Below are 12,058 nucleotides of genomic sequence, written 5' to 3' on the forward strand. Positions count from 1 at the left end.
TGCAAAGTTACAACACCACCAAACAATTACACTCTTTGGTTGTTGCGTTGAGAAATCGCCGAATATGCAAGCTTGGGTAGAATGGCAATGCATCGTGCATATCGCATGGCCAGACGGCGCGGGCTGCGTGCTGCGCGCCAAAGCCATTCCATGGACATCCGTCTGACCCACGCAGGCGCACGGGTTTGGTGCCCAGCAAGAAAGTCAATGCCAGCTCCGATGGAAGCGAAACCGATGTCAGGTGCGCGGCGGCGCCCAAAAGCAGCAAAACGTTCTTGCTTGGGCGCACCAAGAGCAACAAAGCACAAACCGACCTCTGTTTTTGCAAGCAGATCGAGTATTCTGGCGGCGTCTTCGCCTTCCGGGTCAAAACCAAAAGGTGGGGCGATTGTGTGCCTGATATCAATGTCAGGCACCTGCTGCTTCACTGCAATTGCTGCTGCTTTCAATGCGGCTTCCGTGCTGCCAACAAAAGCCACCGGAACCTCATATCGTGCCGCCATTTTTAACAGTGGCAACATCAGATCAGACCCGGGCAGAAGTTCAATTTGGCTACCCGCCAAACGAGAAAGCCAAACAATCGGATTTCCATCTGCGGTAACAAACTCATGTTGCGCATATGCGTCCTGAAAAGCCTTGTCGCTGTTCAATTTCACCACATGGTCGAGGTTCAGCGTCGCTAAAGCGAACCCTTGTCGACTGTCGAAACACTGGCCAACCGCTGTTTCCAAATCCTGACTCGACGGAATCGTGATTTTAACGCTATGATCGCCTGCACTAAATTTAATCATCGCTAACCATCTGGTTGTAAGAGAACAAAGAAATTGCGGATCGAACCGCCCGTCCGGGTCGTTCGATCTTGAATACTGGTAGTAGGGATTAGTCTTGTTGTCGAGTTTTGCAGATAACGTCCAAACGCAAGCGACCACCTATGAGGACCGCCTCGCGTCGTTCGATCTGCTGCGTTTTCTTGCTTCTTTCGGCATTGTTTGGGCGCACACTCTGGGCGCAAGTCGCCCGCTCCTTGCATCGGTGGGATACGAGGCGCTTTCGCTCTTTTGCATCCTCATTGCATATTTTTCAGTGAAGTCGGTTCAGGGCAGTAAACGCTCTTCAAACCCCGGAAAGAATCCGCAAACTTCGCGCACCTGGCTTTTGCATCTTCGTGTTGGAAGACTTGCCATTCCGTGGCTGTTCTGGTGTGCGTTCTACCTGCTCGTTACCGCGATGATCGCCGGTGACTTTTGGTCTATTTTCATCATCGAAGACCCCCTGTCGCTGCTTGTGGGCCCGTTGGTCCATCTTTGGTTCTTGCCGTTCGCCCTAATCGCGTCCGGCGGCGTACTGATACTGACGCGTCGTCTGAACACATCTCGCCGTGTCGCCGTGGGATCTGTCATTTCAGCCATTGTGAGTGTTGCCCTTTACCGGGTCCATGATCTTGGGCTGGCGCCTGTTCCCTTTGCTCAATGGGCTTTCGCAATACCGTGTTTCCTGTTTGGCACCTTGGTTGCGTTGGGTGAACGTCATGGCTCTGAAGCCTACGCATGGGTGCTCTTTGTGCTGGTCTGCCTCGTCTTCCTCCCGAATGAGGAACTCTTATGGCCCGTCCACCTGTTGATCACCGTCATGATTTTTGGCGCTGCCAAGGTGGTTCGGATTTCTTCGAATGCCGCGCTTGTTCAGCTTGGGTCACTGGCCATGGGAATCTACCTGATCCACCCATTCTTTATGGCAGTGGTGTTCAAATTTCTCGGAACAGAGATGGACCCCATACTGACGGCAATCGCTGTTTTTGCGCTCTCAGCCATTGCTATTCAGGTGATGCAACGCCTTCCGGGCATAAAACGCGTGGTGTAACCAGTGATTGCAATTGCGTTCCTGGCCTTGTTCATCTGGCCAGTCGTAATCGTTCAGATGTTCAAACGCATGTCCGTTGAGCGTGCACTCATTTGGTCCTTGATGCTGGGCTATTTGTTTCTGCCGCCCGTGATCGCGATTGATCTGCCGCTGATACCCGCATTGGACAAGGCCACCATTCCCGCAATCACAGCATTCACTTGCCTGTTTATGCTGGGACACAAGGTCACCTTTCTACTGCCGAACCCGATCGCCCGCGCATTGCTGATCGCGTTTGTCTTTACGCCGATCGGAACGGTCATGACAAACCGCGAACCCATTCTCTTCGCAAACGGGACGTTTCTGCCGGGCCTGCAACCCCGCGATGCCATTTCGATGGTGATCAATCAGGGCCTGCACCTGCTGCCATTGTTTATGGGGCAAGCTGTTCTGCGTTCCGAAACCGCATTGAAGGAACTGGTGCGCGCATTCTTTATTGGGGGGATGATTTACGCCATTCCAGTCCTGATTGAGGTGCGCTTGGCACCGCAGTTGAATACTTGGATTTACGGCTTCTTTCAGCACTCATTCGATCAGATGATGCGGTGGGGTGGTTTCCGACCCATTGTGTTTCTCACGCACGCGCTGTGGGTTGCATTGTTCATTTTGATGTCAACGTTGGCGGCCTTATCGCTCGCACGAAATGCTACCCCCCAAGACCGCCCGAGATATGTTGCGGCGGCCGTTTTTCTGATGGTCGTGTTGGCATTGTGCAAAAGCCTGGGGTCGTTGGTGTACCTACTGATGTTCGCACCAGTTATGCTGCTGGCAACACGCAAGACGATGATTGCCATTGCGACAATTATTGCCGGTGTCATGCTGCTGTACCCTATTTTGCGCGGCGCAGGCTACGTGCCGGTCGACCAGATTGTTGACCAGTTCACACGGATAAACGCGGATCGGGCAGGCTCTTTGGCGTTCCGCCTCGAAAACGAGGGTTTGTTGCTTGAACACGCGTTCCAGAAGCCTTGGTTCGGCTGGGGCGGATGGGATCGAAATTTTGTGCTTGATCCCAATACCGGACGCGTCATGACAATCGCTGATGGCCAATGGGTGATTATCATCGGGATTTTTGGATGGGCTGGTTACATTGTGGAGTTCGGACTGCTCACCCTGCCCGTCTTCCTGCTGTTCCTCAACACCCGGCACATGCAGAACAGCGATGTGTCACCCTGGTTGGCGACGCTTGCGTTGATGCACGGAATAAACATGCTGGACATGTTGCCAAACGCCACTCTCATCCCATTGACGTGGTTGGTATGCGGCGCTCTTCTCGGCTACCTTAAAGAACGAGAGCACGCGACCGCACCAGAACCGTTGACCACCGCAATCCCGGTCGCGCGTCGCACATTGATCTGAGGAAGATGATGCACGACGCTTCAAAGGATGCACTAGGTCAATCTCCAATCATGGTGGATTTGGCGATATTCGCGCATAATGAAGCGTCGGGTATCACCGCGACCATCAAAGCCTTGGCTGAGCAGTCCATCCTCGCGCATGCCGAAATTGATTTTCGGGTCCTGGTTCTGGCCAATGGCTGTACAGATGGAACGGCAGAGGTCGCCCAGAATGCCGTCAGTGCCGCGGGCTTCGGTGACGATGTCGAAGTGCATGACCTTGCAAGGGGCGGCAAGTCCCGCACTTGGAACCGCTTCGTCCATGATTTCAGCCGTAGGGACTGTGCCGTTCTTCTGTTCTGTGATGCCGATATCTTGCTGCCTGACACGGAAGCCTTGACCAAACTGGTCAAGTGCCTGTCCGGCAATCGCAACTTGCGTGCGATCACCAGCCGCCCCGTCAAAGACCTCCAGCACGTTGATCGTCAGTTGAACCTGACCGAGCGTATGATCTCTGCCGGTGGCGGAACCTTGGACAATTGGAACGAAGCCATCTGCGGGCAGCTCTACGGTTTGCGTGCAGACATCGCCCGCTCCTTTCATTTGCCTGCCGGACTGCCGGTCGAAGATGGATTTGTCCGCGCCATGGTGTTGACGGATTTGTTTTCGGAACTGGAAAACCTGACTTACATCGATGGTGCCGATACGTTTCATGTGTATGAGTCCGAGCGCACATTGCGCGGTCTCATCAGACATCAAACGCGGATCGTAATAGGGGGAGCGGTGAATGCCAAAGCATTCGCACGGCTGGGACCTTTGGATGCTTCTTCGATACAAACCCAGCTCAGACAAGCCGCCGAAGACGAATCATGGCTGCAAGATGTAGTCGCCGATGGCTCTCCGTCATGGCCAGATGGATGGGTGCCTCTCCACTTTCTGGTCAAGAGACTGGCCGCAACTAGCTTTCCATCCAGCTTGAAGGGCCGCATCAGAACAATCGCAATCGCGATCGCTGGTCTCGTTCTGGATACAATCGTATACGTAGCCGCCCAATTGAGGATGGCCCGAGGACAAGGGGTTGGGTTTTGGTGAGAGAACGCCTATTAAGTAGCCGTAAACAAACCAAAATACACCTTATGCGAGAATAAGACAGATCAGCGTTTTATCTTGAACACACTACCGTGTTTTTTGTCCGCTGTGGCGTTTTGGGCGTAGGTCATGTAAGGTAGTTTCATTTAGAATTACGTAAAATGGCTGCCTCTTTTTTTTGCGGGGTGTACAAGCCGATTTTTATTGGAGTGTAGTTTTGTGACTAGTGGGTATGACTCTGGCTCGACAGATTCGAGCAATCACATCGCAATCGTCGGTATGGCAGCGCACCTGCCAGGCAGCGCTACACTGCATCAGTATTGGTCCAACCTGCGCGATGGCTTGGAAAGCATACGACAGTACAGCCAGGAAGACTTGCTGGCAAATGGCGAAGATCGCGCTCGCCTGCTCCATCGCAATTACGTCCCGGCTGCCGCACCTTTGGATCGGTTCGCCGACTTTGACGCTGGTTTCTTTGGGCTCAGCCCAAAAGAGGCGGCAATCATGGACCCGCAACATCGCCAGTTCCTCGAGGTGGCGTGGGAAGCCTTGGAAACAGCAGGCCATCCCCCGGAAAAATTTGACGGTCCAATCGGAGTCTATGCGGGCTGCGGTATGGGCAGCTATTTCTATTTCAATGTTTGCTCGAACTCGGCATTGGTCGACGACGTTGGTATGTTCCTGTTGCGCCACACGGGCAACGACAAGGACTTCCTCGCTACGCGGGTCAGTCACGCCTTTGACCTCAAGGGTCCAAGCGTGAATGTCCAAACCGCGTGTTCCACATCGCTTGTCGCCATTCACTACGCTGTTCAAAGCCTGCAATCCGGAGAAACCGATCTGGCGCTGGCCGGTGGATCAACCATCGAATTGCCCCAAGGCCGTGGTTACATCTACGAAGACGGTGAAATCCTGTCGCCTGACGGGCACTGCCATGCGTTCGACCATCGCGCACAGGGCACGGTGTTTGGCAGTGGTGCAGGCGTTGTGGCCTTGCGTCGTCTTGAGGATGCCATCGCCGATGGGGATCACATCTATGCGGTGATCCGCGGCACAGCCATCAACAATGATGGCGCCGCCAAGGCCGGATACCTGGCGCCAAGTGTGGATGGACAATCCGCGGCGGTCGCCGAAGCGCTGGCCATGGCAGACACGCCAGCGGAAACGATTGACTACGTAGAATGCCACGGCACGGGTACAAACCTGGGCGACCCCATTGAAATCGCAGCCCTGACGCAAGCGTACCGAGAAGGCACCGATCTTTCGGGATACTGCCGCGTTGGCTCGGTTAAAACGAACATTGGTCACCTCGACACCGCAGCGGGTGTCGCGAGCACGATCAAGGTGGCACTTGCGCTTGAAAATGAGCAAATCCCGCCAAGCTTGGGCTATGAGCGCCCAAACCCAACCATCGATTTCGAAACCAGCCCGTTTCTGGTCAATGACAAGCTGACGGATTGGGTCAGCACGTCCGGGCCACGCCGCGCCGGTGTGAATTCGTTGGGCGTGGGTGGAACCAACGCGCACGCCATTCTCGAACAGGCCCCTGCCCCGGCCGCACATGAACCAAGCGATTGGCCAACACACATCCTGACCCTCTCGGCCCGTTCAACGGCAGCCCTTGATCAAGCCTCGGCCAATCTTGCGGCACATTTGCGGTCGAATCCTGATCAACCGCTGGAGGACGTGGCCTTCACGCTCAAGGAAGGTCGCCGGGCATTCGAAAAGCGTCGGGTCGTTGTTGCCGATACACATGAAGAGGCTGCCGACCTGCTAGAACGTGCCGACCTGCGCAGGGTGTTCACACACACTGATGTCGGGGAAGATGCCGACGTCGTCTTCATGTTCCCTGGGGGTGGGGCACAATATGTCGGGATGGCTCGAAACCTCTACGAGACGGAGCCGGTTTTTGCCGATTGGATGGATCAAGGCCTCGATATTCTGGATGGCAAGATCGACTATGACATTCGCGGCCTTTGGTTGGCGGAAGGTCCCGCAGCGATAGATGCCGAGGAAAAGCTGAAAACGCCATCGATCCAGTTGCCGCTGATCATGATCACGGAATACGCGCTGGCGCAGCTGTGGATGTCGTGGGGCGTGATGCCAACGGCCCTGATCGGTCACAGCATGGGCGAGAACACCGCGGCATGCCTGAGTGGTGTCATGTCATTCGAGGACTGTATCGGTCTGGTCCATTTGCGCGGAACGCTCTTTGACCGTGTCCCACCGGGCGGCATGCTCAGCGTTCCACTGTCAGAAGACGAGTTGCGTGCCGAAGTCGGCAATGACCTGGACGTTGCCAGTGTCAACGCACCCGGGCTGTCCGTGGTATCGGGTCCGGATGGGAAACTGGCCGAACTCGCAGCGAAACTGGCGGAACGCGAGATCGAGGCGCAGCGCGTGCCGATCAATATCGCTGCGCATTCACGTATGCTCGATCCGATCCTGCCCGAGTTTGAGGCCTACTTGCGCTCCATCCAGTTGAACGCGCCAACGATCCCGATCATGTCGAACAGGTCCGGTCAGGAGTTGACAGTCGAGGACGCAATCGATCCGACCTATTGGGTCAAACACCTGCGAAACTGCGTTCTGTTTGCCGATGGGATCGTAACGCTCGCGGAAAAACGCGACCGCGTCTACCTGGAAGTCGGCCCTGGCAAGACACTCAGCTCTTTGGCCAAAGCCAGTGGCAAAGTGGAAGCACAGGCGGTTCTGAACTCGCTGCGTCACCCGGACGAAGATATCGCGGATGACGTGTTCTTTCTGCAGACCCTCGGCCGCCTTTGGGGCACAGGGATCGACATCGACTGGGACCAGATATGGGGAGAGGCCAAGCGGCGGCGTGTGCCGCTGCCCACCTACCCGTTCCAACGCAAGACATACTATATCGAGCCAGCCGAGGGCGCGCGCGCCGAGATTGATCCACCGCTGATGAAGATAGAAGGGATTGAGGATTGGGGGTATGCGCCCACGTGGCTGCCCCGTACCGCCCCCTGTCAGGTGGATGTTGCACATGATCTGTCGCAAGCCGAAAAACACGTCTGGCTGGTGTTCTGCGACAAAGCCGGGCTTGGAACGCGCTGTATCGCGCCACTCCGGGCGGCTGGTCACACTGTGATCGAAGTTTGGGCCGGCGACAATTTCGTACAAACAGGCGAGACGTCTTACACTCTTGCACCCGAACGTGGGCGTGAGGGGTATGACCTGCTGTTCGCCAGCTTGATGCAACGTGGCATTGCACCCAACCGTATTGCCCATTTCTGGCTGGTCACAAGGGAAGAAGAATTCCGCCCAGGATCAAGCTTCTTCCATCGCAATATCGAACAGGGCTTTTACAGCTTGATGTTCATCGCACAGGCTGTGAGCGAAGAAGGCTTGCCAACGCCGATCCAGATGACAGTTGCAACCAGCGGCGCTGTGCAAATCCGGGACGAAGCGCTGCCTTACCCTGAAAAAGCAACATTGGCGGGTCCGACGCGGGTCATCCCACGAGAGCTGCCGGGCGTGACATGCCGGTCCATCGACATCACGCTGCCAGAAGCGCCACAGGGACGTTGGCGCAAGAAGGTGCCCGACGATGGTCTGGACGCAACAGCACAAGTGTTGCTTGAAGAAATGCTCGCTGAACCCGGCCAATCGGACGCAGCAGTACGCAATGGACGTCGCTACGAACTCAGTATCCAGAAGACACCGATGGATCCTGTCGAGAATTTGACCGACGCCGCACCGGACGCAGGTGTATGGCTCATTACTGGCGGCTTCGGCGGGATTGGCCTGACTGTTGGGGCGCAGTTGGCACGCCACACGAAGGCCAAGCTGGTTCTGGTGTCGCGTGGCGAACTTCCCGACCGCGTCAACTGGGACCGCGAAATTCGCGACCGGCATCCCGGAGACACGACGCGTCAACGCATCGAAGCCGTCAAGCAGCTAGAAGCCGATGGTGCTGACGTCATGACCGTTTCAGCGGATGTGTGCAACGTGACCCAGATGCAGGCAGCTATCGCAGCTGCTACGGAGCGCTTTGGCCCCATCGATGGCGTCATCCACGCAGCCGGAGCCATCAATGACGCACCACTTCTGACGAAAGATGTCAGTTCGGTGGAAAACGTGTTCTCTGCCAAGGTCCACGGTACGCAAGTTCTGGATGGGTTGTTCCCCGATGGATCCATAAAGGTGATGGTGCTGTTCTCATCGACCAGCACCGTTACCGCACCGGCAGGTCAGATTGATTACGTCGCCGCGAACGAATACCTGAATGCCTATGCAAAGGCGCGCAGTGGTGACGCAACCCGGGTGTTGGCCATCAACTGGGGTATCTGGAAAGATGTCGGCATGGCAGCCGAGGCGATGGCGGAACGTCAGGGTGACGTGCCGGAAGAAGAATACCGTCCTGTACAACTGCCGCTATTTGACGAAACCGGCTTCGACGCCACCGGCAACCGTGTCTATACTGCTGAATACACGCCTTCGGAACGCTGGATCCTCGATGAACACCGAACAATAGACGGTGCCGCGCTGGTGCCTGGAACCGGTTACATAGAACTCATTGCAGAGGCACTGCGCGGCAATGGGGAGGCAGGTGCATTTGAAATACGCGATCTGTACTTTTTCTCGCCGCTCCAAGTCGATGACGACACGCGTCGCGAGGTCCGTTTGAGCCTTGCACGGAGTGACGAAGGGTATCAGGTTGAGATCAGAAGCGATGTCCAGATGGATGGTCGCACAGGCTACCACCTGAATGCACAAGCAACCGTCGCAATTGGTCACTTACCAACACCGGGTCAGATTGACCTGGCAACGATCAGGGCCCGAATGGACCGGGTTGAGAATGCGGCGCCCGGCAACACTCTGAAGTCGCTGCAAGAGGCAAACTTGCTGTTCGGCCCCCGGTGGCGCGTGCTTCAAAGCACGGCATATGGTCAGGATGAAGGCATTGCCGAGCTTACCTTGCCCAGCGCGTTCCGCTCCGATCTGAATGCTGGGGTCGAGGTGCACCCTGCCATTCTTGACCTCGCTACAGGTTGGGCAATGGAGCTCGTGCCGGGCTATGACCCGTCGCATCTTTGGGTGCCCGTTTCCTACGGTTCGGTTGCAATCCATGGGCCACTGCCTGCAACCATTCGCAGCTGGGTTCGTATTTCGAGCGAAGACTGCGGCGATGGTTCCGCCGCGTTTGATGTGACATTGACCGACACAGATGGCCTTGTGGTGATGGAGATCAAAGACTTCTCTATTCACCGGATCGAGGCAACGACAGCATTACAAACGACGAAGGCTGACACCAGTAGCATCCTCTTCCTGGACGATCCACAAGCAGAACATCGCGCACTTTCGCCCGCAGAAGAACGGCTGGCGCATAATCTGAGCCAAGGCATCGAACCAGCCGAAGGTGCTGAGGCCTTTGCACGTGCGCTGGCGCAGTCGCGGCCCCAGATCATCGTGTCCTCGCTGGATCCGGTAGGTTTGCACCGTCAGGTGGGCGCGTTGGCCGACACCGATACAGGCGAAGACAAAGCGTTCCAACGCCCTGAAATTGAAAGCGATTTCGTTGCTCCGCGTAACGATATCGAACGTACTCTGGCCGGTTTCTGGCAAAGCTTGCTGGGGATTGAAACGATCGGCGTGGATGATAGTTTCTTCGACCTTGGCGGGCATTCCCTGATCGCCGTGCGATTGTTTGCAATGGTCAAAAAGACATATCGCGTGGAGTTCCCCATCTCTGTGCTTTTTGAATCTCCAACAATCGCCAGTATCTCGGAGCGGATTGCCGAACGTATTGGACATGACGGTACTGATGGCACTCCGGAAGCAGGTGACGACGCCTCCAAAGTACGGTCCGCACCAACCCAACGCAGATTCACGCATCTTGTGCCCATGCATAGCGGTGAAGGCGGTCAGAAGACGCCCTTCTTCCTGGTTGCAGGTATGTTTGGCAACGTGCTCAACCTGCGTCACCTCGCCAACATTATTGGGGCGGGCCGGCCATTCTTCGGGCTGCAAGCCAGAGGGCTTTACGGCGATGACGCACCGCATGACACGCTGCAGGAAGCAGCCTCGGACTACATTGCCGAAATGCGGCAGGTGCAGCCAAATGGTCCATACCTGATTGGCGGTTTCTCAGGTGGTGGCCTGACCGCTTACGAGATGGCACATCAATTGGAAGAAGCTGGCGAGCAGGTCGATCTTGTTGTCATGCTCGACACGCCACTGCCATTGCGCCCACCCTTATCCCGACAAGACAAGGCAATGGTCAAGCTGGGACACTTCCGCGAGAAAGGTCTGGGATACCTGATCGAGTGGGCCAAAGACCGCTACGCATGGGAAATGCGCAGGTTCCGCCCACAAGAGGAAGCGCCTGTTGATGCCCAATTCCATGACCAGGCCATTGAAGCAGCATTCATGAACGCACTGCCCCGCTACGAGCTGAAACGGTGGCATGGCAACGTTGTTCTGTTCCGTCCGCCACTGCAGAAACGGTGGAAGGTGTCTGGTGGACGCTATGTAACTGCAGACAAGGAATACGTTTACGATGACAATGATTGGGGACCATGGCTGGATAATCTGGCCGTGATCGAAGTGCCCGGAGATCACGACTCGATGGTGCTTGAACCCAATGTCAGGGTCCTCGCCGCGGAGATGCGACGTTGCATCGAAGAAGCCGAGGCGCTCTCAGTACTGTCAGTCCAAACACCAAAGGCAGCGGAGTGAAACATGGCTGACCCTCGCCTTCTTGTTGTTGTCCTGAATTTTCGCACGCCAGAAATGACGCTGCGCGCGGCCGAAGCAGCCTTGCGTGAGATGGAAGGTTTGTCGGCCGAAATGGTCATTGTCGACAACGAGTCCGGAGACGGATCGTTGGAAACGATGCGAACCGAAGCAGAGGCACGCGGTTGGACTGGAAATAGCCTTGTTCGTGTTGTCGGCTCGGGCCGAAACGGTGGCTTTGGCGCTGGCAACAATTTTGGCATTCGCCAACACATGTCTGACGGATCGATCCCGGATTTTGTGTATTGCCTAAACTCCGACGCCTTTCCCGATACCGGCGCGATCAAGGCGCTACTGGATGCAATTCAAGCCGACCCTCTGATCGGCATGGCGGGCAGCTATATTCATGGACCCGACGGGGTGCCGCACGAAACAACATTCCGCTTTCCGTCGATTGCCGGAGAGTTGGAGGGGGCCGCTCGTACAGGACCGATCAGTCGACTTCTCAAGAACTCCATCGTGGCGCTCCCTGTTCCGGAGCAAAGCCGTCAGGTGGATTGGCTGGCAGGCGCCAGCGTTATGATGCGCCAGTCGATGCTGGATAAAATCGGCCTCTTCGATGAAACTTTTTTCCTCTATTTTGAAGAAACGGATCTGTGCAGACGGGCACATCTTGCCGGGTACAAGACCGTCTACATCCGCGAAAGCGAAGTGACGCATATCGGATCAGTTTCCACCGGAATGAAGACGTGGGACCGGGTGCCCAGCTACTGGTTCGACTCGCGACGCTACTATTTCATCAAAAACCACGGTCGTCTTTATGCGACGATCGCGACCCTTGCCCATGTAACCGGAGCATTGATCTGGCGGCTTCGATGCGCCCTTTCACGGCGAAAAACGGATGATCCAAACCGCTTTCTCGCTGATCTTGTGCAGCACAGTCTCAGCACACAACCGCGTACAAAACACCATGCCGGACAAACTGCCGAAGTGACGACCAGTGACTAAAGTTCTTTTGATAACAGTGG

Annotated in this window: 6 protein-coding genes; 5 read left to right on the forward strand and 1 reads right to left on the reverse strand. The window is 56.0% G+C overall.

Features of this window, described 5'->3' with window-relative positions; all coding sequences use genetic code 11:
* Window positions 1-26: 26 nt before the first annotated feature.
* On the reverse strand, window positions 27-791 hold the full coding sequence (locus IE087_RS07890; protein ID WP_189368763.1) for a WecB/TagA/CpsF family glycosyltransferase: 765 nt from the start codon (window positions 789-791) through the stop codon (window positions 27-29).
* Between the two features lie 97 nt (window positions 792-888).
* Between IE087_RS07890 and IE087_RS07895 the strand changes: the two genes are divergently transcribed.
* From IE087_RS07895 to IE087_RS07915, 5 genes are all read left to right on the forward strand, one after another.
* Complete coding sequence (locus IE087_RS07895; protein ID WP_189368764.1) at window positions 889-1,860, forward strand: acyltransferase family protein; 972 nt, start codon at window positions 889-891, stop codon at window positions 1,858-1,860.
* Window positions 1,861-1,863: 3 nt separating this feature from the next.
* Window positions 1,864-3,258: a hypothetical protein gene (locus IE087_RS07900; protein ID WP_189368765.1), complete on the forward strand. Its 1,395-nt coding sequence runs from the start codon at window positions 1,864-1,866 to the stop codon at window positions 3,256-3,258.
* 50 nt (window positions 3,259-3,308) lie between these two features.
* A complete protein-coding gene (locus IE087_RS23770) occupies window positions 3,309-4,328 on the forward strand; it encodes a glycosyltransferase (RefSeq protein ID WP_189369298.1) in 1,020 nt (339 codons plus the stop codon).
* 216 nt (window positions 4,329-4,544) lie between these two features.
* On the forward strand, window positions 4,545-11,033 hold the full coding sequence (locus tag IE087_RS07910; protein WP_268244637.1) for a type I polyketide synthase: 6,489 nt from the start codon (window positions 4,545-4,547) through the stop codon (window positions 11,031-11,033).
* 3 nt (window positions 11,034-11,036) lie between these two features.
* Window positions 11,037-12,038 carry a glycosyltransferase gene (locus tag IE087_RS07915; RefSeq protein ID WP_189368767.1) on the forward strand — a complete coding sequence of 334 codons (1,002 nt, stop codon included), beginning with the start codon at window positions 11,037-11,039 and terminating at the stop codon, window positions 12,036-12,038.
* Window positions 12,039-12,058: the final 20 nt, after the last annotated feature.

Source organism: Tateyamaria omphalii, from assembly GCF_014651375.1.
Lineage (GTDB): Bacteria > Pseudomonadota > Alphaproteobacteria > Rhodobacterales > Rhodobacteraceae > Tateyamaria > Tateyamaria omphalii.

Bases quoted from the DNA above. Each gene is read 5' to 3' on its own strand.
- IE087_RS07890 (WP_189368763.1), bottom strand. From the start codon at position 791: ATGATTAAATTTAGTGCAGGCGATCATAGCGTTAAAATCACGATTCCG.
- IE087_RS23770 (WP_189369298.1), top strand. From the start codon at position 3,309: ATGGTGGATTTGGCGATATTCGCGCATAATGAAGCGTCGGGTATCACC.
- IE087_RS07915 (WP_189368767.1), top strand. From the start codon at position 11,037: ATGGCTGACCCTCGCCTTCTTGTTGTTGTCCTGAATTTTCGCACGCCA.